This window comes from Paraburkholderia sp. SIMBA_030 (assembly GCF_046535245.1).
Taxonomy (GTDB): Bacteria; Pseudomonadota; Gammaproteobacteria; order Burkholderiales; family Burkholderiaceae; genus Paraburkholderia.
Genome location: NZ_JAWRXB010000004.1, coordinates 126,941 through 153,015 on the forward strand (window position 1 = coordinate 126,941; position 26,075 = coordinate 153,015).

The 26,075-nt window shown below is 62.2% G+C and carries 21 protein-coding genes, 1 tRNA gene and 1 pseudogene; 12 read left to right on the forward strand and 11 right to left on the reverse strand.

Translation table 11 applies throughout. The annotated features are described in order from the left end of the window. Positions 1-70: 70 nt before the first annotated feature. Positions 71-157, reverse strand: a tRNA-Leu gene (locus SB772_RS08060). A gap of 398 nt (positions 158-555) precedes the next feature. Between SB772_RS08060 and SB772_RS08065 the strand changes: the two genes are divergently transcribed. After that, entirely contained in the window at positions 556-1,380 is an 825-nt protein-coding gene (locus SB772_RS08065; protein WP_410832743.1) for a squalene/phytoene synthase family protein, read from the forward strand. Between the two features lie 41 nt (positions 1,381-1,421). Here SB772_RS08065 and SB772_RS08070 read toward each other — a convergent pair whose 3' ends face one another. From SB772_RS08070 to SB772_RS08080, 3 genes and pseudogenes are all read right to left on the reverse strand, one after another. Further along, a complete protein-coding gene (locus tag SB772_RS08070; RefSeq protein WP_410832744.1) occupies positions 1,422-2,666 on the reverse strand; it encodes a DUF1501 domain-containing protein in 1,245 nt (414 codons plus the stop codon). A gap of 134 nt (positions 2,667-2,800) precedes the next feature. Continuing rightward, positions 2,801-3,356, reverse strand: a pseudogene (locus SB772_RS08075) (DUF1800 family protein); the annotation flags it as partial. Positions 3,357-3,363: 7 nt separating this feature from the next. Next, a complete protein-coding gene (locus tag SB772_RS08080; protein ID WP_410832745.1) occupies positions 3,364-3,690 on the reverse strand; it encodes a hypothetical protein in 327 nt (108 codons plus the stop codon). Between the two features lie 228 nt (positions 3,691-3,918). On the opposite strand from SB772_RS08080, the gene ompR reads away from it, so the two are divergent. The 4 genes from ompR (at position 3,919) to SB772_RS08100 (ending at position 7,427) form a co-directional block, all read left to right on the forward strand. Continuing rightward, positions 3,919-4,653: a two-component system response regulator OmpR gene (ompR, locus tag SB772_RS08085; RefSeq protein ID WP_006048917.1), complete on the forward strand. Its 735-nt coding sequence runs from the start codon at positions 3,919-3,921 to the stop codon at positions 4,651-4,653. Between the two features lie 88 nt (positions 4,654-4,741). Next, entirely contained in the window at positions 4,742-6,091 is a 1,350-nt protein-coding gene (locus SB772_RS08090; protein WP_410832746.1) for an ATP-binding protein, read from the forward strand. 186 nt (positions 6,092-6,277) lie between these two features. Continuing rightward, positions 6,278-6,826, forward strand: coding sequence for a peroxiredoxin (locus tag SB772_RS08095; RefSeq protein ID WP_410832747.1), 549 nt, complete (start codon positions 6,278-6,280; stop codon positions 6,824-6,826). A gap of 76 nt (positions 6,827-6,902) precedes the next feature. After that, positions 6,903-7,427, forward strand: a complete 525-nt coding sequence (locus tag SB772_RS08100; RefSeq protein ID WP_410832748.1) for a carboxymuconolactone decarboxylase family protein — start codon at positions 6,903-6,905, stop codon at positions 7,425-7,427. Positions 7,428-8,239: 812 nt separating this feature from the next. Here the strand turns inward: SB772_RS08100 and ispF are convergent. Both ispF and ispD read right to left on the reverse strand, forming a co-directional pair. Continuing rightward, the gene (ispF, locus tag SB772_RS08105) at positions 8,240-8,719 is read right to left on the reverse strand and encodes a 2-C-methyl-D-erythritol 2,4-cyclodiphosphate synthase (RefSeq protein ID WP_410832997.1); all 480 of its coding nucleotides are present in this window, start codon (positions 8,717-8,719) and stop codon (positions 8,240-8,242) included. Between the two features lie 37 nt (positions 8,720-8,756). Then, a complete protein-coding gene (ispD, locus tag SB772_RS08110; RefSeq protein WP_410832749.1) occupies positions 8,757-9,470 on the reverse strand; it encodes a 2-C-methyl-D-erythritol 4-phosphate cytidylyltransferase in 714 nt (237 codons plus the stop codon). A gap of 121 nt (positions 9,471-9,591) precedes the next feature. On the opposite strand from ispD, the gene mfd reads away from it, so the two are divergent. The 4 genes from mfd (at position 9,592) to mscL (ending at position 16,121) form a co-directional block, all read left to right on the forward strand. Further along, positions 9,592-13,074, forward strand: coding sequence for a transcription-repair coupling factor (mfd, locus tag SB772_RS08115; RefSeq protein ID WP_410832750.1), 3,483 nt, complete (start codon positions 9,592-9,594; stop codon positions 13,072-13,074). 145 nt (positions 13,075-13,219) lie between these two features. Next, complete coding sequence (gene argE, locus SB772_RS08120) at positions 13,220-14,485, forward strand: acetylornithine deacetylase (protein WP_410832751.1); 1,266 nt, start codon at positions 13,220-13,222, stop codon at positions 14,483-14,485. 55 nt (positions 14,486-14,540) lie between these two features. Then, a complete protein-coding gene (locus SB772_RS08125; RefSeq protein WP_410832752.1) occupies positions 14,541-15,575 on the forward strand; it encodes a threonine/serine dehydratase in 1,035 nt (344 codons plus the stop codon). Between the two features lie 99 nt (positions 15,576-15,674). After that, the gene (mscL, locus tag SB772_RS08130) at positions 15,675-16,121 is read left to right on the forward strand and encodes a large conductance mechanosensitive channel protein MscL (RefSeq protein ID WP_410832753.1); all 447 of its coding nucleotides are present in this window, start codon (positions 15,675-15,677) and stop codon (positions 16,119-16,121) included. A gap of 123 nt (positions 16,122-16,244) precedes the next feature. Here the strand turns inward: mscL and SB772_RS08135 are convergent, their stop codons facing one another. From SB772_RS08135 to SB772_RS08145, 3 genes are all read right to left on the reverse strand, one after another. Next, positions 16,245-18,218 (reverse strand): response regulator, encoded by a 1,974-nt coding sequence (locus SB772_RS08135; protein WP_410832754.1) that lies wholly within the window; start codon positions 18,216-18,218, stop codon positions 16,245-16,247. A 78-nt stretch (positions 18,219-18,296) separates the two neighbouring features. Beyond that, on the reverse strand, positions 18,297-18,776 hold the full coding sequence (locus SB772_RS08140; RefSeq protein WP_410832755.1) for a response regulator: 480 nt from the start codon (positions 18,774-18,776) through the stop codon (positions 18,297-18,299). Between the two features lie 89 nt (positions 18,777-18,865). Then, entirely contained in the window at positions 18,866-20,476 is a 1,611-nt protein-coding gene (locus SB772_RS08145) for a sensor histidine kinase (RefSeq protein ID WP_410832756.1), read from the reverse strand. A 386-nt stretch (positions 20,477-20,862) separates the two neighbouring features. On the opposite strand from SB772_RS08145, the gene SB772_RS08150 reads away from it, so the two are divergent. Next, the gene (locus SB772_RS08150; RefSeq protein WP_091794435.1) at positions 20,863-21,357 is read left to right on the forward strand and encodes a hypothetical protein; all 495 of its coding nucleotides are present in this window, start codon (positions 20,863-20,865) and stop codon (positions 21,355-21,357) included. A gap of 36 nt (positions 21,358-21,393) precedes the next feature. Here the strand turns inward: SB772_RS08150 and SB772_RS08155 are convergent, their stop codons facing one another. Then, complete coding sequence (locus SB772_RS08155; RefSeq protein WP_410832757.1) at positions 21,394-23,739, reverse strand: AsmA family protein; 2,346 nt, start codon at positions 23,737-23,739, stop codon at positions 21,394-21,396. A 168-nt stretch (positions 23,740-23,907) separates the two neighbouring features. Here SB772_RS08155 and SB772_RS08160 point away from each other — a divergent pair, with 168 nt between their 5' ends. Next, positions 23,908-24,618, forward strand: coding sequence for an ATP-binding cassette domain-containing protein (locus SB772_RS08160; protein WP_410832758.1), 711 nt, complete (start codon positions 23,908-23,910; stop codon positions 24,616-24,618). Next, on the forward strand, positions 24,615-25,421 hold the full coding sequence (locus tag SB772_RS08165) for an ABC transporter permease (RefSeq protein ID WP_410832759.1): 807 nt from the start codon (positions 24,615-24,617) through the stop codon (positions 25,419-25,421). The genes SB772_RS08160 and SB772_RS08165 overlap by 4 nt, the downstream gene beginning before the upstream one ends. 20 nt (positions 25,422-25,441) lie before the next feature. On the opposite strand, the gene SB772_RS08170 is transcribed toward SB772_RS08165, so the two are convergent. After that, entirely contained in the window at positions 25,442-25,999 is a 558-nt protein-coding gene (locus tag SB772_RS08170; RefSeq protein WP_410832760.1) for a DUF6013 family protein, read from the reverse strand. Positions 26,000-26,075 lie beyond the last annotated feature (76 nt).

Consider the following 26,075-nt stretch of genomic DNA (forward strand, 5'->3'; position numbering starts at 1 on the left):
TGCATTTAAGAACCGACACTGCAGACGTAAAAAAGGCCACGTACCGTTTGGGAACGTGGCCTTATTTCTTTGGTGCGTGAGGCCGGACTCGAACCGGCACGAGATTGCTCCCGTCAGGACCTAAACCTGGTGCGTCTACCAATTTCGCCACTCACGCGAATCTTTATACCTGGCAGGTAGGACCGCCGCGATATCGCATGCGGTACAAACCTTTGCGAGACGCCAAACTTCTGCGAGACGCGGTGTACTTCCTTATACCACAAGGGTTTCGGCTGTTTTCAGTGCTGTACCCACTGAATAGAGCGTCAGGACCTGAACCTGGTGCGCCTACCAATTTCGCCACCCTCGCAGCCGGTAAGACGCCGTGCGTCCCACCCAATGTCCTGCATGCCCGCAGCCGCGTCAAAAGCGTGCGTCCGAAAGCGTAAGCGCGGGATTCTAACCGATTGATTCGCGCTTGTCTGCATCTGTCTGAAGGGCGTCGATGCTACAATTTTTAGTTAAACGCACGCATGCCGTGCCCCTCTTCGCGTGCCCTTCCCACATTCCAATCCAGTGAATTTCGACGAATATTGCCAGCAGAAAGCGGCGCCGCCCGGATCGAGCACTTACTATGCGCTTCGGCAGGCGCCCACAGCAAGGCAGCCGCTCCTGACCGCGTTGTTCGCGCTGCGCCGCGAGTTCGAGGAAACCGTTCAGGAAATCAGCGATCCCGCCATCGGCCGGACCAAACTCGCGTGGTGGCAAAACGAGATTGCCTCACTGGCTTCGGGTGCGCCGTCGCATCCGGTTTCAAAAGCGCTGGCGGCTTATCTGCCCGATACGAAGGCCGAGTATCCGGCGTTACAGGCATTGCTCGCCGGTTTTGAAATGGACCTCGACCAGGCGCGTTATCTGGACTACCCGAATCTGCGGCGCTATCTGCAAGGCGTCGGCGGCACGTTCGCGTCTCTGGTGGCGCGCGCGACGGCAAACGACGCGGCGCAGGCGACCAACTGGTCCGCACCGCTCGGCGAGGCCCTGCTGCTTGCGCAGTTCGTCGTCGAAACCGGCAACGATGCGCGGCACGGCCGCATCTATATTCCGATCGACGAAATGCAGCGCTTTAACGTCACGGCGGCCGATCTGATCAATCGCAAATATACCGACGCCTTTACGGAGTTGATGCGCTTCGAGACGAAGCGCGCCCGCGATGCGTTGCACGCGGCTCTCGCCGCGCTGCCCGCCAAAGAGCGCCGCGCACAGCGCACCCTGGTCGCGCAGACGGCGCTGGCGTTGGCGCTACTGGATGAAATCGAACGCGACGGCTTTCAAGTGCTGCATCAGCGCATCGCGTTGACGCCGATTCGCAAGCTGTGGATTGCGTGGCGCGCGAGGTAAGCGAGCGAGACCACACTCGCCGCTTCGCTCATTGGCCCATCTCAGACGCGTAGCAAAGGTAGCGGCTCGAACCGCTGCTGCAAGATCGTGGACGCGTCCAACCCCCACCATGGTCCAAGCACGGTGGCATAAAGCTGGCGGAAGTCGATGCCCACCGGCAGATTGCCGTTACCGTCGAGACGCGCGAGCACCGGCGGCACGCCATACAGTCCGCCTCGCACGCGGCCGCCCATGACGAAGTGCGGCGCAACGGTGCCATGATCGGTGCCGTTGCTTTGATTCTCGCGCGGGCGCCTGCCGAACTCGGCATACGTCATCACCAGCGTATCGTCCCAGCGGCCAAGCTCGACCAGCGCGGACTTCATCGACGCGAAGCCTTCCGCCAACTGCTTGAGCAGCGCCGCCTGCTGGCCGGGCTGGTTCTGGTGCGTATCGAATCCGTTCAGCGTCAACCGGATCGCCGCGACGCCCTGCCCGCTGCGCGGCTGTCCTTGCGGCGTGTCCCTCAAGGGGACTTCCTTCGACGCGTCGCTGGCGGCGAGCACCTGCATCGCGGTCTTGATCGAGGCACCAAACGCTCCGCCGGGAAATACCGTCTTCAACTGCGCCTGACCTTGCGTGGGGCGCAGACGATCGGCCGCCTTCACGATGTCGTTCTCGACGTCGAGAATGTGCGCCAACTCGGGATTGCGCTCGTGAAGCGACACCGGCGTGGCGAGACGCGAGGCCTTGACGAACTGCGCGGGATTGACCAGCGCAATCGCGCGAGCGCCGTTCGCGAGCGGCCCCATTTCGGCACTACCGATCACCACACCATCCGCGACAAAGCCGGGTGGGACCGGCGTCTGTGCAAACGCACGCGTGAGCCAGCCCTCGCGCAGATATTGATCCGAACGCGATGCGGTGTCCCAGATCTCGATCGAGCGGAAATGCGACAGGTTCGGTTGCGCGTAACTGACGCCCTGCACAATCGCCAGTTGCCGGCTCTGCCAGAGCGGCATCAGCGGCTGCAACGATGGATGCAGCGCGGTGCGCTCATCGAGTTGAATCGCCTGCTCGCGTTTAATGCCGATGCTCTTGCGCAGCTGATAGTAAGTCGGATCGGCGAACGGAATCACGGTATTCAAACCGTCGTTGCCGCCCTTCAACTCGACGAGGATCAGCAGATTGCCGTAGCCGCGCTTCATCGGTGCGCCAGGCGCCATTGCTTGTGCGCCGAACGCGCGCGGCAGCCAGAGCGTCGCGCTAGCGGCTGCGCCCATCGAGAGAAAGCTGCGTCGTTTCATCCTGCACCTCGTTCGATTGTCAGGGCGCGCGTCACGCCGAAGTCAATGGCCATGTCATCATTTGAGTTGATACGCCGGATCCTTTAGCAACGCTTCCAGATAGGCGCTGGCGGTCGAATCCGTTTCGATTGCATCCAGCCCGTGTAGGCACGCGCGGCTTCCGATACGTCTTGCTGCGTGTAGTGTCCTTCGCCGAGCGCGAACAGTTCCATCGCCTCACGCGCGAAGTTTTCGTTGGGCTGTGCCAGAAGAGCGTCATGCGCTCGGTCAGCGGCGACGGCGTGCTCGCCATCTTACGCACACCCACCACGCACGTAATATTTCATAACGCTCGCCGCGCAAATGTTGTTCGTCGTAACGCTGGTCAGCGGTCCATGCCTTGCGTGTTTCGCGTGTCGGGATCGGTTCGAGCACCCAGCCGGGCATCGGCGTGATGGCTTCGGTCCGGGTTGCCGCCAGCACCTGGTCGACTGCCTGCTGTCGTGTCAGCCCGACGTATTGCGCGAGTTCGGCATTATCCGGCGCGAAACCGACGCGCGTGAGGAAGAAGCGCGCGTCATCGACGTCGAGGATGTCCTGCCCGGATGAGAAGGCTGCGGACGCAGCCGCTTGCGGGTGATGCTTCAGACGCGGCGCAACGAAATCTTTCACATGCTGGGAACGCGCAATCAACGCGCCGCGCTCAGGCATGGCAAAGCTACCGCTTATAGAGTTCGCGGACAGCGTCTTCGATGTGCTGACGTAACAGACGCCGTTCGTCGGGCGTCATATGGCCATCACGACGACGTTGATCCAGATCAGGGGGAACTGCGGTGCGCAACATGGCGTCTGATGCAGGGCGGTCGGTCTCTGGGTTGTGGCGATTGACTTTGGCGCTGCCCGATCGGGGCGCGCGCTCGCTCGCAACTCTGTCGGCGGGAGGCTGGGCGTGGGCAGGCGTTGGTCCCAGTGTGCCTGCAAGCGTACCGGCAGCCGCCAGTGCAACCACGCTTAGGCGCACATTCGGCCAAACCCCTCCCTTCATGTTGTTCCCTTCGTGGCGCGGCAACCGGCTACCTCAAATGCGTATGCAGACCCCGGTAACGAGCCGGGTGCGAGAGTTTTGTCGAGTGAAGTATCCACCGAACAGCCGCATTCAGTAAAGCAGTCTAACTGTGTGCGCTTTACGTCGTGCCACAGTGCGGGTAAATTTTGTAACTGACTGTAACCCGATAATTGGTGCGCCCGCGCACCTCTTTCTAATCGCGCTAAGATGCCGACCATGGAAACCAAAAACCCTTCGAAAATCCTCGTCGTCGACGACGATCCGCGCTTGCGCGATCTGCTACGCCGTTACCTTGGTGAACAGGGCTTCAATGTCTATGTTGCCGAGAACGCGCCGTCCATGAACAAGCTCTGGGTGCGTGAGCGCTTCGACTTGCTGGTGCTCGACCTGATGCTGCCCGGCGAGGACGGCCTGTCGATCTGCCGCCGCTTGCGCGGCAGCAACGACCGCACGCCGATCATCATGCTGACGGCCAAGGGTGAAGACGTCGATCGCATTGTCGGCCTCGAAATGGGCGCCGACGACTATCTGCCCAAGCCGTTCAACCCGCGCGAACTGGTCGCGCGGATCCACGCGGTGCTGCGCCGCCAGTCGCCGTCCGAGCTGCCCGGCGCGCCGTCCGAGACTACCGAAGTGTTCGAGTTCGGCGAATTCGCGCTGAATCTCGCCACCCGCACGCTGACCAAGGCCGGCCAGGAAATTCCGCTGACCACCGGCGAATTCTCGGTGTTGAAGGTGTTTGCCCGCCATCCGCGTCAGCCGTTGTCGCGTGAAAAGCTGATGGAACTGGCGCGCGGCCGTGAATACGAAGTCTTCGACCGCAGCCTCGACGTGCAAATTTCGCGTCTGCGCAAGTTGATCGAACCCGATCCAGGCAGCCCGCGCTTCATTCAGACCGTCTGGGGGCTTGGCTACGTATTCATTCCCGACGGTGCAGCCTGAGCTTGCTCCCGCCTCCTGTGTCGACCGGAGTTGGCGCTTTAGCGCTTACTCCGGTCCCATGCAAGATAGTTCCAGATAAGAAGGGCCCATGCGGATCGACCGGCGCCTCCTGACGCTCGCGTTCGGCGGCCTTTTCTGGCGGACCTTTCTGTTGATCGCGCTGTTGATCGCAGTCAGTCTCGCCGCGTGGTTCCAGAGCTTCCGGGTGATCGAGCGCGAGCCGCGCGCACAGCGCGTGGCGCTGCAGCTGGTTGCCATCGTGAAGCTCACGCGCACCGCACTCCTCTATTCCGATCCCGACCTGCGGCGCGCGCTGCTGCAGGATCTCGAGAGCAATGAAGGGGTGCGCGTGTACCCGCGCGAAACCTCCGACAAGTACAAACTGCAACCCGACGAGTCGCTGAACCGGCTGATCGAACACGACATTCGCGGCCGTCTCGGCGACGACACGGTGATCGCGCAGACCGTCAACGACATTCCCGGCGTGTGGATCAGCTTCAAGATCGACGACGACGATTACTGGGTGGCGCTCGATCGCGATCAGCTGGACAACGCCACCGGCTTGCAATGGGCCGGCTGGGGCGTGTTCGCGCTGGCGCTGTCGCTGTTCGGCGCGGCGTTCATCACGAGTCTTGTGAACAGGCCGTTTGCCCGGCTCGCGATGGCCGCGCGCAAGGTCGGTTCCGGACAATCGCCGGAGCCGCTGCCGGAGCGCGGCATGGGCGTGGCCGCCGAGACCAATCGCAGTTTCAACCAGATGGTGCAGGACCTCGAACAGCTCGAGGCCGACCGCGCGCTGATGCTCGCCGGTATTTCGCACGACCTGCGCACCCCGCTCGCGCGGCTGCGGCTCGAAACCGAAATGAGTCCGTCCGACCAGCAGACCAAGGACGCGATGGTCGACGACATCGAGCAGATGGACATGATTATCGGCCGATTCCTTGATTACGCTCGCCCGGTGCAGCGTGTGCCGGAACCTGTCGACCTTTCAGTGATCGCAGGAGAACTGGCCGCGCGCATGGCCAGCGAGGACAGCATGCGGCTGATCACGCGCCTCGCGCCGTCCGCGGTGATCGAGGCCGATGAGACCGATATGCGGCGCGTGGTCGGCAATCTGCTGGAGAACGCGCGCAAGTACGGGCTCAGCGACGGCGACGGCATCCCGCATGTGATTCTGGAAACACGGGTGTCGCACTCGCGGGTCGAGCTGTCTGTCGTAGACGAAGGGCCAGGCATTCCGGAAGACCAACTGGCGCTTGTCACACGGCCGTTCTATCGTGTGAATTCGGCGCGCACCCAGGCGAACGGCACAGGCCTTGGCATGGCTATTGTGCAGCGGCTGGTGGGCCGTTACAGAGGCGCGCTGCGCTTGCGCAATCGCACGCCAGGCCCGGGTCTCGAGGTCACGATCGAGTTTCCGCTGGCAAAAGGCGCCTGATCGGAAGGGCCGCCGATCGGCTTCCGCGACCTTGCGACGCGTTGAATAATAACTATCCGACTCGTTAGAAAAAAACTATTGGCAGCATAGTTTAATAGAGCTATAGTCAAAAATCATGTAACGCGCTCGTTACGATGAGCTAGTAGGTTGAACAGCTGTTTTTCCAACACACCCAGGAGTATCGGAATGAAAACCGTTGGCGATAAACTCGAAGCGTTCACCGTCACTGCTGCGAAGCCGGGCTTCAACGCTCACGAAGAAAATGGCGTGTCGGCTTTCGAAGAGATCACGGAGCAGTCGTTCCCAGGCAAGTGGAAGATCATCTATTTCTACCCGAAGGATTTCACGTTCGTGTGCCCGACGGAAATCGTCGAGTTCGGCAAGCTGATCAAGGATTTCGACGAGCGCGATGCCGTGTTGCTGGGCGGCAGCGTGGACAATGAATTCGTGAAGTTGGCATGGCGCCGTGAGCACAAAGACCTGAGCAAGCTGAACCACTACTCGTTTGGCGACGTCAAGGGCGAGTTGATCGACCAGCTCGGCGTGCGCGACAAGGAAGCGGGCGTGGCACTGCGCGCAACCTTCATCGTCGATCCGGACAACACGATCCAGCACGTGTCGGTCAACAACCTGAACGTCGGCCGTAACCCGGAAGAAGTGCTGCGTATTCTGGACGGCCTGCAAACGGACGAACTGTGCCCATGCAACCGCGCAGTCGGCGGCGCAACGCTGTAAGCATTGCAGGTGAAAAGCCCGCTAAGCTTGAAAGAGCCAGCGGGCTTTTTTATCGACAATTCGATAGGAGATATCAATGGAATTCTTATCTTCGATTAAGGCACTCGTGCCTGACTATGCCAAGGACATCCGGCTTAACCTGGATGGGACGATTGCGCGGTCCTCGCTTGAAGGGAATGACGCGGTTGGGGTTGCGCTGGCGGCTGCATTTGCCGCGAAGAGTACGGTTATTGTCGATGCGATTCGTAACGCGGGAGTTTTGTCTCCTGAGGAGACGAATGGCGCGCTGACTGCCGCTGCGTTGATGGGGATGAATAATGTCTGGTATCCCTACGTCGAGATGACGGATAACGCTGATTTGAAATCGCAGCCGGCGCAGTTGAGGATGAATGCCTACGCTTCGCACGGCGGGGTGGATAAGCGACGGTTTGAGATGTATGCGCTGGCGGCTTCTATTATTGGTAAATGCCATTTTTGTGTGAAATCACATTTTGATACGCTGGTTGCTGAGGGGATGAGTTCTACTCAATTGCGGGATGTTGGCCGCATCGCGGCGGTGGTTAACGCTGCTGCGCAGGTTATTGCTGCTGAAGGTAAATAGTTGGTTTTTTTGCCTGTTTGGCGCTATTGGTTGTTCGCCTGTGGCGTTGGCCTTTTCTTTTTTTATTGGTTTATTAGCGTTCCCCCTGTGCGGGGGAGCACCTACTTTTCTTTGCCGCCGCAAAGAAAAGTAGGCAAAAGAAAGCGGCTCAAACCGCCAATTCTTAAGCGGGTCCCCCGGCTTGGAGGAGGCAGTGGAGCATCTGGAATCTGTGTTCTCGCACATTCAGCGCTTGTGACAAGGCAGTCATTCTTCCGGCGGCGCTGCGCGCGCCGCAGCGGTACTTCTTGAAACCGATGGGACGTACGCGCTTCCCGCGTCATTCGCCCCGCCTCGCACTGCGCGTTCGCCGAAACGGTCTGCCAGGGAAACCTGGGGCTTCGTTTGTGCGCGGTGGGAGCCATCGGCTTTGTCTCGGCGACGCGCCTGAATAGTGGAAGTGCAAGCCATTTCGCCTAACAAAACGCAACCGCGAGTTACGCTTGAACGACCGCTGACGCCGGAAGCGCCCCACGGTTTCGTGAAGTACCGCGTCGGCGCGCGCAGCGCCGCCGGAAGTATGACTGCCTTGTCACTCACGCGGAGTGTGCGAGAGCACGGATTCCAGATGCTCCACTGCCCCCTCCAAGCCAGGGGACCCGCTTAAGCGTTAGCGGTTTGAGCCGCTTTCTTTTGCCTACTTTTCTTTGCGGCGGCAAAGAAAAGTAGGTGCTCCCCCGCACAGGGGGAACGCTAATAGACCAATAAAAAAAGAAAATGCCAACGCCGTGGGCGTACAACCAAATACCACCGCCAAAGGTAAAATAACAAACTCAATTCTTGATTAACAAAACAACGGCTTGGGCTTCAATGCCCTCCCCTCGTCCAAGGTAACCCAGCTTCTCATTAGTCTTGGCCTTAACATTAACCCGCTCAACCGGCAGGTTAAGATCCGCAGCAATATTAGTCCGCATCCCCTCAATATGAGTAGCAAGCTTAGGCGCCTGAGCCACAACACTGCTATCGACATTAGCAATAGAAAACCCAGCCGCCGCCACACGAGCAAAACACTCCCGAAGCAAAACCCGACTATCCGCGCCAGCGAACCTGGCATCAGTATCGGAGAAATGCCGCCCGATATCCCCCATCGCGGCAGCGCCAAAAATAGCATCAGTAATAGCATGCAACAGCACATCCGCATCCGAATGCCCGAGCAGCCCGCGCTCATAAGGAATCGTCACGCCGCCGATAATCAACGGACGCCCCGGCACCAGCGCATGCACGTCATACCCCTGCCCAATCCTGAAATCCATATGCGTCAAGTCCGCTCATTAAAATTGAAATCGTCGATCAGGAAGCCGGCGGCCGGCAAAGAATCGCCTCGGCCAGATCGAAGTCTTCCGGATAAGTGACCTTGAAATTGCGCAAGCTACCCTGCACCAGCTTCGGCGCGTGCCCAAGCCACTCGATCGCGCTCGCCTCATCGGTCAAATCGTGACCGTCCGCCTGCGCCCGCAGAATCGCTTCACGCAACATGCCGATTCGGAACATCTGCGGCGTCTGCGCTTGCCATAAACCATCGCGTGCCTCGGTCCGGGCAATCCGCCCATCGGATGACCCGGCATCGATCCGTTTTAACGTATCCGCCACCGGCAGCGCCATGATGCCGCCCACTGCATCGTCTTTCAGCGCGCCAATCAGCGTGCGGATCAAGGACGGCGTAATGCCCGGCCTTGCCGCGTCGTGCACCAGCACCCAATCGTCGTCGTGGGCGCCGAATTCGGCCAGCGCGTGCAGTCCGTTCAACACCGACGCCTGGCGCGAAGCCCCGCCGGAACGGCGCACGGCGAAACGCAAGCCGCTGAAACGGCGGGCGTCGAAGTGCTGGTCGTCAGGTGCAATCACGACCAGCGTTTGCGCAAACTCACTGCACGCGTCGAAAGCGGCCAGCGAGTAATGCAACATGTCGCGGCCGGCAACGGTGCGATACTGTTTGGGCATCGCGGCGCCGGAACGGCTGCCGGTGCCTGCGCACGGAATCAGGGCAAATAGGCGGGAAGTCACGAGTGCGGATGCCGCGAAGTCAAAGTAAACAACGGATTTTATAATAGGTCCTTCGCATCCACGCCCCGACACGCGTAAACTTGCCGATCACGTGTGAGCCCGAGGCCGCCTTTTCTCTTCTATGCCAGACATCGCCGCATCATCGCAGTACTCCCCGCCCGTCGCGCTCGTCAAGGCCGGCCAGCGTTTCGCCTTCGACGGCACGCACGGCTCGTCCGATGCGCTGCTGATTGCCCGCTACCACCTCGCCTACCGCGAGAAGGTGCCGCTATTGGCGGTCGTCTGCGAAAGCGCCGTCGACGCGCAGCGCCTGTCGCAGGAAATCGGCTTTTTTGCGCCCGAGGCACGCGTGCGTTTGCTGCCCGACTGGGAAACGCTGCCTTACGACACCTTCTCGCCTCACCAGGACCTGGTGTCCGAGCGCCTCGCCACGCTGCACGATCTCGGCGAGGGCCGCTGCGACATCCTGCTGGTACCCGCCACCACCGCGCTGTACCGGATGCCGCCCGCGTCGTTCATGGCCGGCTACACGTTCTCGTTCTCGCAAGGCGAGCGCCTCGACGAAGCCAGACTCAAAGCGCAATTGACGCTCGCCGGCTACGAACACGTGAGCCAGGTGGTGCGTCCCGGCGAATACTGCGTGCGCGGCTCGCTGCTCGATCTCTATCCGATGGGCTCGCCGCTGCCGTACCGGATCGACCTGTTCGACGACCAGGTCGACTCGATCCGCGCGTTCGACCCTGACACGCAGCGCAGCCTCTATCCGGTGAAAGACGTGCGTCTGCTGCCGGGCCGCGAATTCCCATTCGACGAAGCCGCCCGCACTGCCTTCCGCAGCCGCTGGCGCGAAACCTTCGAGGGCGACCCGAGCCGCGCGTCGATCTATAAGGACATCGGCAACGGCGTGCCGTCGGCGGGCATCGAATACTATCTGCCGCTCTTTTTCGACGACACCGCCACGCTGTTCCATTACCTTCCCGAGGGCGCGCAACTGGCGTTCGTCGGCGATCTGGACGCGGCGATCAAGCGCTTCACCAACGACACGAAGCAGCGCTACAACTTCCTGTCGCACGATCGCGACCGGCCGATTCTGGAGCCGCAGCGCCTGTTCCTGTCGGACGAAGATTTCTTTACCTTCGCCAAGCCGTTCGCGCGGCTCGTGCTGCCCATCAACGCGGGCGGCGGCTGGTCCATGCCGTTACCGAACCTCGCGATCGACCGCCATGCCGACGATCCGGTCTCGGCCTTGCGCGCGTATCTCGACACCACGCCGAACCGCGTGCTATTCGCGGCCGAATCCGCCGGCCGTCGCGAAACGCTGCTGCAACTGCTCGCCGACAATCATCTGAAACCCGCATCGAGCGACAGCTTCCAGAACTGGCTCATCGGCGACGCGCGTTTTTCGCTAGGTGTCGCGCCGCTCGCCAACGGCTTTGCCGTGCCGCTCGACGGCATCGCGATCATCACCGAAACCGAGCTATACGGACCGCTCGCGCGCCGCGCGGGGCGCCGCCGCCAGGAACAGGCGAGCAACGTCGATTCGATGGTGCGCGACCTGTCCGAGCTGAAGGTCGGCGATCCGGTCGTGCATTCGCAGCACGGCATCGGCCGCTATATGGGCCTCGTCACCATGGATCTCGGCGAAGGCGAAACCGAGTTCCTGCACCTCGAATATGCCGCGGAAAGCAAACTGTACGTGCCGGTCGCGCAATTGCACGTGATCTCGCGCTACAGCGGCGCCGATCCGGAAAGCGCGCCCTTGCACTCGCTCGGCTCCGGGCAGTGGGAAAAGGCCAAACGTAAAGCCGCGCAGCAGATTCGCGACACCGCCGCCGAGCTGCTGAACCTGTACGCACGTCGCGCCGCACGCGAAGGCCACGCGTTCGCACTCGAACCGAAAGATTACGTGAAGTTCGCCGAGAGCTTCGGCTTCGAGGAAACACCGGATCAGGCCGCGGCCATCGCCGCCGTGATCGGCGACATGACGAGCGGCAAGCCGATGGATCGCCTCGTTTGCGGCGACGTCGGCTTCGGCAAGACCGAAGTCGCGTTGCGCGCGGCGTTCATCGCGGTGATGGGCGGCAAGCAGGTCGCGCTGCTCTCGCCCACCACGCTGCTCGCCGAACAGCACACGCAAACCTTCAGCGATCGCTTCTCCGATTGGCCGGTGCGCATCGCCGAACTGTCGCGCTTCAAGTCGACCAGGGAAATCAACGCGGCGATCCAGCAGATCAACGAAGGCAGCGTCGATATCGTGATCGGCACGCACAAGCTGCTGTCGTCGGATGTGCAGTTCAAGCGTCTGGGGCTCGTGATCATCGACGAGGAGCACCGCTTCGGCGTGCGTCAGAAAGAAGCGCTGAAGGCACTCAGAGCCGAAGTGGACGTGCTGACGCTCACCGCCACGCCGATTCCGCGTACCCTCGGCATGGCGCTCGAAGGCTTGCGCGATTTCTCGGTGATCGCTACCGCGCCGCAAAAGCGCCTCGCGATCAAGACCTTCGTGCGCCGCGAGGAAGAGAGCGTGATCCGCGAAGCCATGCTGCGCGAACTGAAGCGCGGCGGCCAGGTGTACTTCCTGCATAACGAAGTCGAGACGATCGAGAATCGCCGGCAGATGCTCGAAGCGCTGGTGCCCGAAGCGCGGATCGCGGTCGCGCATGGCCAGATGCACGAGCGGGAACTCGAACGCGTGATGCGTGACTTCGTCGCGCAACGCGCCAACGTGCTGTTGTGCACGACGATTATCGAAACCGGTATCGACGTGCCGAGCGCCAACACGATTCTGATTCACCGCTCCGACAAGTTCGGTCTCGCGCAATTGCATCAGCTGCGTGGCCGCGTGGGCCGCTCGCATCACCAGGCGTATTCGTATCTGCTGGTGCACGATCCGCAAGGTTTGACGAAGCAGGCGCAGCGCCGGCTCGAAGCGATTCAGCAGATGGAGGAACTCGGTTCGGGCTTCTATCTCGCGATGCACGACCTCGAAATTCGCGGCACGGGCGAAGTGCTCGGCGACAAGCAATCGGGCGAGATTCAGGAGATCGGTTTCCAGCTCTATACCGACATGCTGAACGACGCCGTGAAGGCGCTCAAGGAAGGCAAGGAGCCCGACCTTACCGCCCCGCTTGCCGCAACCACCGAGATCAACTTGCACGCGCCGGCGATTCTGCCCGCGGACTATTGCGGCGACGTGCAGGAACGTCTGTCGCTCTACAAGCGCCTCGCGAACTGCGAACACAACGATTCGATCGACGGCATCCAGGAAGAGTTGATCGACCGCTTCGGCAAGTTGCCGCCGCAAGCGCATGCGCTGGTGGAGACGCATCGTCTGCGGCTGGCGGCGAAGCCGCTCGGGATTTCGAAGATCGATGCGGGCGAGGCCGTGATCGGTTTGCAATTCATCCCCAATCCGCCGATCGACGCGATGCGGATCATCGAGATGGTCCAGAAGCATAAGCACATCAAGCTCGCGGGCCAGGACAAGTTGCGTATCGAAACGCGCAGCCCTGATCTGGCCGTTCGCGTCGCGACGGTGAAAGAAACCTTGCGCGCGCTCGGAGCGCCCAGCCGTGGCACGGCCACCGCTGCTGCCGCGCGATAGGGCGTCATAGCGTTCGATCGCGCGCAAAAGAGGCGCCACGCCTAGCCGTTTCACGTTCATGCTGCGGTGCGCAAAACGCGCGCCGCAGCATACGGCTGCGGTTTTTTTGGGTATGATCGAAAGACTCAAATGCTGGAGTCTTGCTATGTCTCACGTCGCTGAATCAGCGCAGTCCTCGCAAACGGCCGCCTCCGCATCAAATGCCTCCTCGCCTGTTTCGCTTCCCTGGGTCACCCGCCTCGTGTCGATGGACACGGTGAGCCGTAATCCGAATCTCGGTCTGATCGAAACCGTGCGCGACGAACTTCGCGCCGTCGGTATCGAAGCGACGCTCACCCACGACGACAGCGGCAAATGGGCCAACCTGTTCGCGACGATTCCCGCGCACGATGGCGAGACCAACGGCGGCGTGGTGCTGTCGGGTCACACGGATGTCGTGCCGGTCGACGGCCAGCAATGGGACAGCGATCCGTTCAAGCCGGAAATTCGCGGCGACAAACTATACGGGCGCGGCACCTGCGACATGAAAGGCTTCATCGGCGCAGCGCTCGCGCTGGTCCCCGAGATGCAGCGCGCCAGGCTCGCGAAGCCGATTCACCTCGCGCTTTCGTTCGATGAAGAAGTGGGTTGCGCCGGCGCCCCGCTGCTGATTGCAGACCTGATGAAGCGCGGCGTGAAGCCGGACGGCTGCATCGTCGGCGAGCCGACCAGCATGCGCCCGATCGTCGCGCACAAGGGCATCAACGCATATCAATGCTGCGTGCGCGGCCAGGCCGCCCATTCGTCGCTGACGCCAAAGGGCTTGAACGCAATCGAATACGCCGCGCGCCTGATCTGCTACATCCGCGATATGGCCGACCAGTTCCGCGAACAAGGTCCGTTCGACGGGCTGTACGACGTGCCCTTCACCACCGCGCAAACCAGCACCATCGCCGGCGGCAATGCGATCAACACGGTGCCGGCCGAGTGCCGCTTCCAGTTCGAATTCCGCAATCTGCCCACGCTCGATCCCGAACCGATCTTCGCGCGCATCGAACAATACGCTCGCGAAACGCTGCTGCCGAAAATGTTGCGCGAGCATCCATTGGCGGCCATCGAGATCACTAAAATCGCCGCAGCGCCCGGGCTCGATTCGTCTGAACAGGCGGCCATCACGCAACTCGTGCGGGCGTTGACCGCCGACCAGGACAAACGCAAGGTGGCGTACGGCACGGAGGCCGGGCTGTTCTCACTGGCAGGCATTCCCAGCATCGTGTGCGGGCCTGGCAACATCGAGCAGGCGCACAAGGCGAACGAATTCGTCACGCTCGATCAGCTTGTCGCTTGCGAGCGCTTCCTGCAAAAATTCATTCGCAGCATGTCGGTCGACGCCCCGAAGGAAGTCCCCTTGGGAGACGCACACGCGCACTGAAACCGAGCGGCTCGACAAGAGTCCTACGCATATCGACAAAAACCACGCCCACGCCATGTCAACCGCCACGCCGCAACACACCGACCATACGATCGACGGCGAGCCGATCCCTACGCTCGACGACATCGCCACGCAGCATTTTGCGTTGGCGCCGTGGGTCACGCGAACGCCGGTGTTCGACCGGCTCGACTTTCCGTCGCTGGAAGGCACCGTGGTGAACTTCAAGTTCGAACTGCTGCAAGCAGGCGGCAGCTTCAAGGCCCGTGGCGCGTTCACCAACCTGCTGGCGCTCGACGAAGCGCAACGCAGCGCGGGTGTCACTTGCGTATCGGGCGGCAATCATGCGGTGGCGGTCGCCTATGCGGCGATGCGTCTTGGCGTCAGCGCAAAGGTGGTGTTGTTCCGCGCGGCCAATCCAGCGCGTGTCGCGTTGTGCCGGCAGTACCGTGCCGAGATCGTGTTCGCGGAAAACCTCGCCGAAGCGTTCGAACTGGTGCGCCGTATCGAGGCTGAGGAGGGCCGCTACTTCGTGCATCCGTTCAACGGCTATCGCACGGTGCTGGGCTCGGCCACACTCGGCTACGAATGGACCACGCAAACGCCCGACCTCCAGGCGGTGATCGTGCCGATCGGCGGCGGCGGTCTCGCCGCCGGCGTCGCCACGGCAATGCGGCTCGCGAATCCGCGTGTGCATGTGTACGGCGTCGAACCCGAAGGATCGGATGCCATGGGCAAGAGCTTCGCCGCCAATCACACGGTCAAGATGGGGCCGATGCACAGCATCGCCGATTCCCTGATGGCGCCGCATACCGAGGAGTACAGCTACGAGCTATGCCGCCGGCACATCGACCAGCTCGTCACCGTATCGGACGATCAACTGCGCTCGGCCATGCTGATCTTGTTCGGACAACTTAAGCTGGCGGTCGAACCGGCCTGCGCGGCTGCAACGGCGGCGCTGCTCGGACCGCTGCGCGAAAAGCTGCAAGGCAAGCGTGTCGGCGTTCTGCTATGCGGCACCAACACTGACCCGGTCAGTTTTGCCGCACATATTGAACGGGCTCGCTCGCTGACGCCGGAGTCTCCGGTTTAATCCGATTTGACAATCCATAACGCCTTTCCCGGCCAAAAGACTAGCCTATCCTTATGAGGTTGGTATCATTCGAGGATCAATTTTCAAGGGGGAACCTCTATGAGCATGGTCAAGGAATTCAAGGAATTTGCCCTCAAGGGCAACGTGATGGATCTCGCGGTCGGTGTGATTATCGGCGGCGCTTTTTCCACCATCGTCAATTCGATTGTTAAAGACCTGATCATGCCGGTTGTCGGGGTTGCCACTGGCGGCCTCGATTTCTCCAACAAGTTCATCCGTCTGGGTAACATTCCCGCCAGCTTCAAAGGCAGCCCCGAGTCGTATAAAGACTTGCAGACGGCAGGCGTTGCCGTGTTCGGTTATGGCTCGTTTATCACCGTCCTGATCAACTTCATCATCCTCGCGTTAATCATTTTCCTGATGGTCAAGTTCATCAACAATTTGCGCAAGCCGGCTGAGGCCGCGCCGGCCGCACCGGCCGAGCCGTCGGAAGATGTGCTGCTACTGCGCGAAATCCGCGATTCCCTGAAAAACTCGCCGCGTTAAGCATTCGACCCCGCACATAAGCCGGGTCCAATAAAAAGGCCTGTTGCGATTGACTCGCAGCAGGCCTTTTTTATCGTGCGCCCGACATACCCGGACGCAGCACGAAAATGTCCATCCGGTGCACTATTCGTCCTGATGCGCCTTCCGCTTCACCGCGCTTTCGATCATCGTTTCAAGCTGGCCGAAATTGACCGGCTTGGTCAAATGCAAAGTGAAACCGGCGCTCAGACAACGGCGCACGTCTTCGTCGGTGCCGAAGCCCGTCAACGCAATCGCGGGCACGTCCGAATGCTCGCGGAACGCCTTGATGAAATCGATGCCCGTGCCGTCGGGCAAACCCACGTCGCTGATCACCAGATCAAAGGTGCGCGCCTGAGTGGCGGCCAGCGCATCGTCCACGCGCCCGACCACCGTCACGTCATGTCCGAGACCGCGAATCAGCTGCGCCATCACCTCCGCGGTATCGAGGTGGTCCTCGATTAACAGAATGGTCAGGAGGCGGGCCGCATGTACTTCGGCCGGCGCGCTAACGAGGGGCGCTTCGGCAGGTTTCGCGGCGGTCGGCAGCGTGATCGTGAACGTCGCGCCGCAATGCGCGCCCGGGCTTTGCGCGATCACCGTGCCACCATGCACGTCGGTCAGCGCCTTGGTGATCGCAAGGCCGAGACCGAGCCCGCCGAACTGCCGCGTCATGTTCTGGTTGCCCTGCTCGAACGCGTTGAACAGCTTGCCGATCTGCTCCGGTTCGATGCCGATACCCGTGTCTTCAATCGAGATCTGCACGTGCATGCGTTCGTCGCGCGTGCGCACGTAGATATGGCCGCCGTCCGGCGTGAACTTGGCGGCGTTGCGAATCAGGTTCCACAGCATCTGTTGCAGCCGTGCACGGTCGGCCAGCACGTAATGGTGCTGCGCGTTCTTGTGCACATGCACGTCCTGCTGCTTGACCTGGATCTCGCTGCGAAACAGTTCGAGCACGCTGTCGAGCACGTCGTGCACGTCGACGGTTTCCAGCGATAGACGCAGCTTGCCGTTCGCCACCCGCGTGAGGTCGAGCAAGTCGTCGATCAGCCGCGCTTCGAGTTCGACGTTGCGGCGGATCATGCGCACGCTCGCGCGCGCCTGCTCGGGCAGATCCGCAATCATCTCCAGCACGCTGGCGCCGGCCAGCACCGGTGTGAGCGGCGTGCGCAATTCATGCGACAGCATCGCCAGAAAGCGGTCCTTCGCGCGGTTGGCCTCTTCGGCGGTCTGGCGGGCGGCCTGCTCCGACGCGAGCAGGCGTTCGCGCTCCTCGATTGCTTCACGCTGCGGATGAATGTCCGTGCAACTGCCGAACCATTTGCTGACGTTGCCGTCTGCGTCGCGCATGGCGACCGCACGGGCGTCGAACCAGCGATATTCGCCGTCGTGGCGGCGAATCCGCAGTTCGTGCCGATAATCGCCGGCGCCGCTCCTCACCGCCTTGAGCCAGGTGCCGCGAATTTCCTCGCGGTCGTCGGGATGCACGGCATCGAGCCACGCGAGGCCGTATGAACTGCTTTCGGCCAGCCCCGTGTAGTCGAACCACTGCTTCGACAGAAAATCACAATCGCCCTCGGCGTTGCAAGTCAGCACAAGGTGCGGCAACGCTTCCGACAAGGTCCGGTAATGCTGTTCGCGATCGCGCAGCAGCAAGGCTTCGTCCGAGGCTTTCTGCAAACGGACTTGCGACAGCACCCGCTCGACGGCTTCGGGCAGGTAATCGAGGTAGTCGCCGGATTTCGGCACCACGTCGGACACGCCCGCGCGCAACGCTTCGATCACGCGGGATTCGTCGGTGAAACCGGTCACGAGGATGGCGGGAATCCGCACGCCCTCGGCGCGCAAGCGGCGAAAGAAGTCGAGGCCGGTCTCCGGCCCGCTAAGCTGGTAGTCGAGCACCAGCAGGTCGGGAGAGCCCGCGGCGAGCCGCTCGCGGGCCGCCTCGACACCGGCGCAGATCGCCACACGGCAGCCGGCGCGCTCGAGCGACTTGCGCGCGAGCCGCAGAATGCCTTCGTCGTCGTCGACGACCAGCACATACGCGGCGGGCAGCGCGGATACTTCTGGGGTCATGCGCAATCTTCTTTGGCTAGGTCTGGTGTAGCGATGTTTGTCATGGGCGGCTTGCGGGCGCCCGCTATGAGACGCCCTTCATGACGCCGCCAGCCGATGACCGGGCGGCAGCTTGACCACCTGCAGGAAAAAGCCCAGCCGCCGCACCGCTTCGATGAACGCATCGTACTCGACCGGCTTGGTGATATAGACGTTGCAGCCGAGTTCGTAGCAGCGCGCGATTTCGCGTGGATCGTCGGTCGTGGTCAGGACGATGACCGGCACTGCGGCGGTCTGCGGCGAATCCTTCAAACGCCGCAACACTTCGAAACCATCGACGCGCGGCATCTTCAGGTCCAGCAGCACGACGAAATTCGTCAGATCTTCGCGTGGCGGATAGGGACTCGCGGCGGGGTCGGCCGGCGCCGGGCCGAAAAAATAATCGAGCGCTTGCTGACCGTCGCGAAAACGCACGAAACCGTTCGAAATGCCGGCGCGGCGCAAATTGCGCTCGACGAGCGTTGCGTGGCCGTCGTCGTCTTCGATCAGCACGATGCTGACCGTCTCCCCGTGACTCATATGCCCTCCATACCGGCGATTCGTTTATGCATAATGCTTCTAAGTATCCCCACTATTGCCCCGGCTGCCGATCTCAATTCGATAACACTTTAATGGCGCGCCGGCTGTTCCGGCAGCACGACGAAAAAGGTCGACCCCGCGCCTTCCGCCGACTCCACCCAAACCCGGCCGCCGTGTCGCTCCACCATGCGCCGCACCACCGCAAGCCCGATGCCCTCGCCGCCAGCGATGTCACCGTGCAGCCGCTGAAACGCGCGAAACACCTTCGACATATACGCGGCCGGAATTCCAAGTCCGTTATCGCGCACGTAATAGGTGCGGGTGCGCAGCACACCCGGCTCCCTTTCTTCCACCGGTTCCGGCTCCAGCGCGCCGATCTCGATGCGCCCGTGACGCACCGGGTCGAGATAGTTAAGCGCGTTGCCGATCAGGTTGCTGAAAATCTGTTCGATCGCGCCCGGGTCGCCCCACACGGGCGGCAACTCACGCACGGTGACCACCGCCGCGCGCTGCTTGATCGTGCCCTGCAGCGCATCGACCACCCGATCCACCACCCGCCCGACGCTCACGCGCTGCCACTGATATTCGAGCCGGCCGGCGCGCGAAATGCGCAGCAACGCGTCGATGATCGCCGCGGCCCGCGTCACCGCGGTACGCAGATATTGCAAGGACTCCCGCACGTCGCCGTCGAGAATATGCACCATGCGTCGATGCTCGCCTTGCGGCAAATCGGCCGCCTCGACGGTGCTGTGCAGTTCGTCGCACGACACCTGTAACTCTTTCGAAAAACCTTGCAGATTCACCAGTGGCGAGCGCAGATCGTGCGACACGCTATAGATGAACATTTCGTTGTCTTGTGTTTCCTGGCGCAACTCCTCGTTGACGCCTGCGAGTTCCTGTGCGCGCGCCTGGAGCCGCGCTTTCAGCATGGCCTGCTCGCGTTCCGCTTCGCGCAAACGGACGCCCGTCTGATGAAGCACCGCATCGAGCGCGGCGATTTCGTCGTCGCCGGAGAGCGGCGCCGCAAGCGGCCGCCCGTTACCCAGACGCTCGGCGTTACCGGTCAACACTTCCAACCGCCGGCCGATGCTGCGCGCAAACACCACGGCGGTGGCCGCCCAGATCAGCATCGAGCCGATCACCGCGGCGATCAGCGCATATTGCTGGCGCTCGCGGCGCCGCGTGAGGGATGCGCCGCGCTCCGCGTCGAGCCGTGACGCCTCGCTGCCGAACGCAGCAAGCTCGTCGCGGAACAGCGCGATCTGCTGAGGCAGCGCACCGCCTTCCAGCGCGGCGAACGAATTCAGACTGCGCCCCGCATGCAGCGCCTGCGAGACCGCGGCGCTCTGCGCGCGATACGCTTCGATCGCCTGTTGCATCTGGCGCACGCGCCGGACTTGCTGCGGCGTATCGGCGACCAGCGCCTCGAGATGCGCAAGCCGGTCGCCGAGCTCGACCCACACTGTATGCCGGTCAATAAACAATGGATCGCCGACGACCATACCCGTGCGCACCCGCGCGGCCTGACGCAGCAGCGGATCGACGATGGCCGACGACTGATAGAGGATCTGCTTGCTGTTGGCGACCCACTGCGCGGCCTGCGCCGTTTGCTCCTGGGTATCGAAGACGACGCCCAGAAGCGCCAGCTCGACCACGCACGGCACTGCAATCAGCAGCAGACCCTTGGTGAAAAGTTTCATGTTCGCCCAATGGGTCACTCAGGCCCCGGCGGCACGCGAGGACAGTTTGCAGCCTGGCCATGCTGCCGGGCCGCGGTGCTGGCGGGCACGGCGCGGCGCAGCCGGACGGGCCATTATCGACGCGAATGTGAGATATTTCAACGTAGCGGCAAGATGCGCCCGCCCACATAAAAATGACTTTTTTATTGATCACATGTGTTTTTTCGGCGGCGCGTGCGTCTATGATGGAGACAGATGTGCTGGGAAGCGAAAGCGCGCGGCGAGGCGATTCGGCATGATTCGTGCTGGAGGCGGTGTGACGACGCGGTCGTCGAATCACCGTGAATCCAGCCTTGTCGTATGCTATAAAAGATCGACGTGCGGCGCGCGAAGCCGGGAGTGGTCGCATGAGGACGCTGCGTTTCTTGCAATTCTTTTTCAGGCGAATTTTTATGTCCTTCCCGAAAAAGCGTAGACGCGCGAAGGTGGACGGCGATGAGTCGTTCCTCGCGGTGCTGCGGCATTTCAAACCATTCGGTCAGCTCGACACCAAGATTGCGCGCGCTCGCGCGCAGGACGAACCGGTGCTCTATGCGCACGTGTTGCCAGGGCTCGATGTTCTTTTGTGCAGCGTGCGAGGAGCGCAGCCGCCTTATCCGGCGCCCGCTGAATTGCGGCGGCGTTGTATCGAGTCCATTACCAATGCGTTGGAACAGCCGCTCGATGGGCTGGAGAACGGCGGGTATTGGTATGAGGCCGATGGGTTTGGGTTTTTGGTCTTTGCCAGCCGGGCGAGAGGGAAGATCCTGACGGAGTTCGGCGCCACCCGGATTGGTGGCGCCCGGAGGGGGGTCCGGCGGCAGGATGCCGCTGGAGATGCCGCTCCGCGGTCTTTGAGGTAAGGTTTTTTGCCTTTGCCGTCGCCAAAGGCAAAAACCTCAACTCCCTTTATATTCAGCCGCATTAGCCGGCGCCGCGACAGCCGGCTTCTTACCGCCCGCAGCAGCGGAAGAACCAGACTTATTACCCGTCACCCCGTCCAATGAAATAGCAGCCTTAGGCATCTGCTTCTGCCCCGGCGGCGGCGCAGTCGGCACCTGCCTTACCTGCGACAGCAACTGATTACAAGCCAACGGCTTACTATTGCTAGGCGCGAGCAATGGAATCAACGCCGCAAACGGATTGATCAACCCAAGCCCAATAACGGCACCGCCCCTCAATGCCAACGCGGTAGCATTCACCCCGACATGGGGATCCTTGAAAGTCCCCTTCACATACAACGGCGAGCGCAGCGAAAACACGCGGAAACCCTTGGTATGCGGATGCACGCCAAGGTTCATCGATTCGTCGCGGAAATTCACGTCGCCGTCGATGTCGATCACCGCATCGTCCGTATCGAGCGCGAAGACGCGCGAATCAAGCACGCCGTTGGTCGCGACAAAATCGGCCACGGCGCAGTTGATCTTCACGTCGCGATTGCCAAACAGCTTTTCGTAGACAACGTTCGCCACGTTCAGGCCGGCCGCCTCCATCAACAGGCGGCTCACCGTACCGTCGGTAATCAGCGCCTTCACCTCGCCGTTCGAAGTCGCGGCCAACGCCGCCGGCGAATTGCCGGTCGCGCTCAGCGACGCGTCGCCGTTGATCTCGCCAAGCGCGCTTTGCATCGTCTTGACGTTCGGAAACAGTTGCTTGAGCTTCAGATGACGCGCCGATGTGGCGAAGCGCCCCTTGAGCGGCGCCGTGCTGCCGTCCAGATGAATGTCGGATGCCAGCGTGCCGCCGGCCACGCCGAACTTCAACGGCTCCAGCGACAGCACGCCGTCGGTCAGGATAACGTGCGTGTACAGATCGGTGATCGGCAGGTTCACGTCCTTGACGATGCGGCGGCCCGTGAACTTCACGTCGGCGTCGATCGCCTTCCAGCGGTCGGTGCGGAATTCTTCGACCGGCAGCGCCTTGTTGCCGGGCTGTCGCGTCGTGTCGCCGCGCCTGGCTTTGCTGGCGTTCGAGTCCGCGCCGATCACCGGGGCCAGATCGGCGAACTGCAACAGGTGCGATACCAACTCCCCCTCCAGCAGCGGACGCGGCTCGCGCGCCGTATAGGTCAGCGAACCATTCAGATCGCTACCGCCTACCCGGCCAGTAAAGTTTTCATACCTGAAGACGCTGCCGCCAGCCTTGAACTGACCGACAAGACGGCCCTCGGTCGCATAGGGCGGCGTCTCCGGCAAGGTCACACCGGTCAGCGAATAGAGCCGCGCCATGCTGTTGCCTTGCAGCCAGAAGCGCAGATCGACCGCGGCAAGGTGTGCCGGATCGGTAATCGTGCCAACCAGGCCGACATGCAGATCGCCGGTCTTGACATCGGCCTGCACCGGGAATGGCCGGTTCGCATCCTGTAACGCCAGCACACCGCCGAACTTGCCGCTGCCCGACAGCGGCGTCTTGTTGTAGGTGCCCTTGATGGTCCAGCCAATCGCATACGGCGCAATCGCCGGCTTGGCGCTGGCCGCCGCGCTCGTCCCGCCAGCGGCCGATGCCGATGCCGATGCCGCCGCCGAAGCCGCTGCTGCCTCGGACGCCGCCGCGGCGCTCGCCTGCGCGGCAAGCTTGCTCGCGCCCGCTTTGCCAACCACCTCCGCCGACGCGTTGCGCGATGCCTCTTCCTGCTGCTTCATCGCCTCGCCGATCGGAATCGGCTGGCCGAGCGTATCGATGACGGCCTGCATCTCGATCTTCTTCTGCTGGTCCGACAGCGCGACATTGCCCTTCGCAAACGCGATGTCGTGCAGATCGAGCTTCCATTCCGAAGGCCCTGTCGAAGCGGGTAAATTGAAGGTCCAGTTATTGCGTCCGTCGAGCAGGCGCTCCAGGTCGACCGAAGGATTCACAAGGTTGATCGCGGGAATCACGATGTCGTGGGCGAGCAGCGGCAGTACCTTGACCTCGAAGTCGATCTCGTCGAGCGTCGCGAAGTGCGACTGTTTGCTCCACTCGGGATTGCCCACCGTGATGTTGGCCGCCGAGAAGCGCGGCCAAGGCACCCAGCTATGCCAACCGGTCTCGCCCACCGGCTGTCGCCACCCTACTTTCAGATCGCCGGTGATCGCGAACGGCCGGCCGATCGCCTGCGTGACTTTGTCGTCGACCCACGGCCGAGCCCGGTTCCAGTCAAAGGTCAGAATAAAAATCGACAGCGCAGCAATCAGAACGACGACGATCCCCACCAGCCATGCGATGATTTTTCCGATCCGTCTTCCAATTGTGCTCGACACTGCCATGAAGGGCTCCGAGGTTTCTTCGTTGTATATTTGACCGCACGTATCGTGCCAGATAGTTGTCGTTTTATCATGCCGCACAACTCAAGTGAACGTTGCATGCGATGGGAATGTCGCGGCGGCGTCAGGGCCACGCCCGGAAAAATGCAAAACCCCACCACAACGCCGCTCATGAACGATGTTCCTTTAGTCCTTGCCGACGGCATCGCCCGGCGCGATGCGCTGCGTGGGCAAAGCCTCCTGCAGCCGACCCATTTCGCCTTGCAGACTGGCGACCGGGTCGCGGTCACCGGGCCGTCGGGGTCAGGCAAAAGCGTGTTTCTGCGCGCGCTGGCCCTGCTCGATCCACTCGATGCAGGACGCATCATGTGGCACGGCGCGCCGGTCGCGCGCGCCGCGATTCCCCGTTACCGCCGCAACGTCGCGTATATCCGGCAACGGCCCGCGCTCCTCGACGGCAGCGTCGAAGACAATCTGCGCTATCCGTTCGAGCTGCGAACCTATCGCGATGTCCGTTTCGACCGGGCGCGTGCGGCGAGCCTCGCCGCTCAGGCCGGGCGCGGCGGCGATTTCCTCGACAAGCGCGCGAGCGAACTTTCCGGCGGCGAGGCGCAGATCACCGCGCTGATCCGTGTCTTGCAACTGGCGCCCGAAGTCCTGCTGCTCGACGAGCCGACCGCATCGCTCGACCCGGAATCGTCGCGTGCGATCGAGGGCCTGGTGCACGCGTGGTTCGATGCCGATCCAGGCGGGCATGCATCGGTGTGGGTGTCGCACGATCCGGCGCAGGCCGTGCGCATGAGCGAGCGGCATCTGACGATGCGCGCGGGTGTGCTCGACGAATCAACCGTGACGCAGGCTCATCAGGAGTCCGGCCAATGACATTGCAAAACCTGAGCCTCTGGGACGTGGCGATTGCTGCGTTACTGATTGTCGTGAACGGCGTGGTCTCGGTGGCCCTCAAGCTGGACCTCGAGCGCACGCTGGCGTGGGCGGCAGCGCGAACCGTGCTGCAGTTGCTGGCGATCGGCTATGTGCTTGGCTGGGTGTTCCGCTATGACCGCTGGTTCGTGGTACTGCCGTTGATGATCGTGATGACGCTGATCGCCGGCTTCGCGGGCGCGCAGCGCGGCATCCGCACCTATGCCGGGCAACGTGTGGACAGCGTGCTGTCGATCTGGGTCAGTTCGTGGCTGGTGGCGGCGGTCGGACTCTTCGTCGTGATTCGCATTCATCCATGGTACGAGCCGCAATATGCGATCCCGATCCTCGGCATGATCCTCGGCAATACGCTGACCGGCGTGTCGCTCGGCATCGAACGAATGACCGAGGAATTGACCGCGCGGCGCGACCGCGTCGACATGGCGCTCGCACTCGGCGCGACGCGTTGGGAAGCGGCGCAGGCACCGGCGCGGCAGGCCGTGCGCGCGGGCATGATGCCGACGCTGAATCAGATGGCGGTAGTCGGCGTGGTGAGTTTGCCCGGCATGATGACCGGCCAGGTGCTGGCCGGTCAGTCGCCGTTGCAGGCGGTGCGCTATCAGATTGTGATCATGTTTCTGATCGCGGCATCGTCGGCGTTGGGGACGGTGGGCGCGGTGCTGCTGACCTACCGGCGGCTCTTCTCGGCCGAGCATCGGTTTCTGGGCGCGCGGCTGTTGGAGCGGCCGGCCGCGCAGCGTTGACTACCCTCCGCGCGCATCACTCAACGCTTCGCCGAGACCGCCACCTGGGTGCCATCGGTGAGCGTCAGCGTCTTCGTAGTGCCGTTGGTCGGCATCGTAAAGCGCAGAATCTGGCTGACGCGCACGTCGTTCGGACACTTGAGCGTTTTACCGGCGTTCGTCACCGTCTTGACGCCGTGCGGCGTCTGCGCCTGGAAGCTCAGTTGCACGGTCGCGGTGCCGTCACCGGCAACCACAGGGGCAAAGCGGATCTGCGTCTGACGAATCATCGCGCCGTTGGTATCGACCGGCAGCGATGCATAATTCGGACAGGTGTCAGCCGCGGGGACCGGCCCACCCGGCGGCACGGTCTTCCACGTGAAGTCATCCGATTCGCCGGAGCGGATCGTGCGCGTTTCCTGTGAATTGCCGAACTGTTTCGACGTGACGCGGACTGTATAGCGGATCGGACCATCGGTGGCGGACTGCGACGTGACCGTAATCGGCGTGGCCGCGCGGGCCACCGGCACGAGCACGCCGGGCGCCAACGCGCAGGCGAGGGAAGCGACAAGCGAAACGGCGGAAAGTCTGAAGCTCATACTGTCACCTCGTTGTTGTGCCGCTGCGGGCTCGCTTAAGCACTACTGCCTGACTCGAGCCTGATGGCGACCGGCC

Excerpts from the sequence above, each read along its gene's own strand:
- SB772_RS08070 (WP_410832744.1), bottom strand. The coding sequence starts at position 2,666 with ATGAAACGACGCAGCTTTCTCTCGATGGGCGCAGCCGCTAGCGCGACG.
- SB772_RS08080 (WP_410832745.1), bottom strand. The coding sequence starts at position 3,690 with ATGAAGGGAGGGGTTTGGCCGAATGTGCGCCTAAGCGTGGTTGCACTG.
- ompR (WP_006048917.1), top strand. The coding sequence starts at position 3,919 with ATGCCGACCATGGAAACCAAAAACCCTTCGAAAATCCTCGTCGTCGAC.
- SB772_RS08090 (WP_410832746.1), top strand. The coding sequence starts at position 4,742 with ATGCGGATCGACCGGCGCCTCCTGACGCTCGCGTTCGGCGGCCTTTTC.
- SB772_RS08095 (WP_410832747.1), top strand. The coding sequence starts at position 6,278 with ATGAAAACCGTTGGCGATAAACTCGAAGCGTTCACCGTCACTGCTGCG.
- SB772_RS08100 (WP_410832748.1), top strand. The coding sequence starts at position 6,903 with ATGGAATTCTTATCTTCGATTAAGGCACTCGTGCCTGACTATGCCAAG.
- ispF (WP_410832997.1), bottom strand. The coding sequence starts at position 8,719 with ATGGATTTCAGGATTGGGCAGGGGTATGACGTGCATGCGCTGGTGCCG.
- mfd (WP_410832750.1), top strand. The coding sequence starts at position 9,592 with ATGCCAGACATCGCCGCATCATCGCAGTACTCCCCGCCCGTCGCGCTC.
- argE (WP_410832751.1), top strand. The coding sequence starts at position 13,220 with ATGTCTCACGTCGCTGAATCAGCGCAGTCCTCGCAAACGGCCGCCTCC.
- SB772_RS08125 (WP_410832752.1), top strand. The coding sequence starts at position 14,541 with ATGTCAACCGCCACGCCGCAACACACCGACCATACGATCGACGGCGAG.
- mscL (WP_410832753.1), top strand. The coding sequence starts at position 15,675 with ATGAGCATGGTCAAGGAATTCAAGGAATTTGCCCTCAAGGGCAACGTG.
- SB772_RS08135 (WP_410832754.1), bottom strand. The coding sequence starts at position 18,218 with ATGACCCCAGAAGTATCCGCGCTGCCCGCCGCGTATGTGCTGGTCGTC.
- SB772_RS08140 (WP_410832755.1), bottom strand. The coding sequence starts at position 18,776 with ATGAGTCACGGGGAGACGGTCAGCATCGTGCTGATCGAAGACGACGAC.
- SB772_RS08145 (WP_410832756.1), bottom strand. The coding sequence starts at position 20,476 with ATGAAACTTTTCACCAAGGGTCTGCTGCTGATTGCAGTGCCGTGCGTG.
- SB772_RS08150 (WP_091794435.1), top strand. The coding sequence starts at position 20,863 with ATGAGGACGCTGCGTTTCTTGCAATTCTTTTTCAGGCGAATTTTTATG.
- SB772_RS08155 (WP_410832757.1), bottom strand. The coding sequence starts at position 23,739 with ATGGCAGTGTCGAGCACAATTGGAAGACGGATCGGAAAAATCATCGCA.
- SB772_RS08160 (WP_410832758.1), top strand. The coding sequence starts at position 23,908 with ATGAACGATGTTCCTTTAGTCCTTGCCGACGGCATCGCCCGGCGCGAT.
- SB772_RS08165 (WP_410832759.1), top strand. The coding sequence starts at position 24,615 with ATGACATTGCAAAACCTGAGCCTCTGGGACGTGGCGATTGCTGCGTTA.
- SB772_RS08170 (WP_410832760.1), bottom strand. The coding sequence starts at position 25,999 with ATGAGCTTCAGACTTTCCGCCGTTTCGCTTGTCGCTTCCCTCGCCTGC.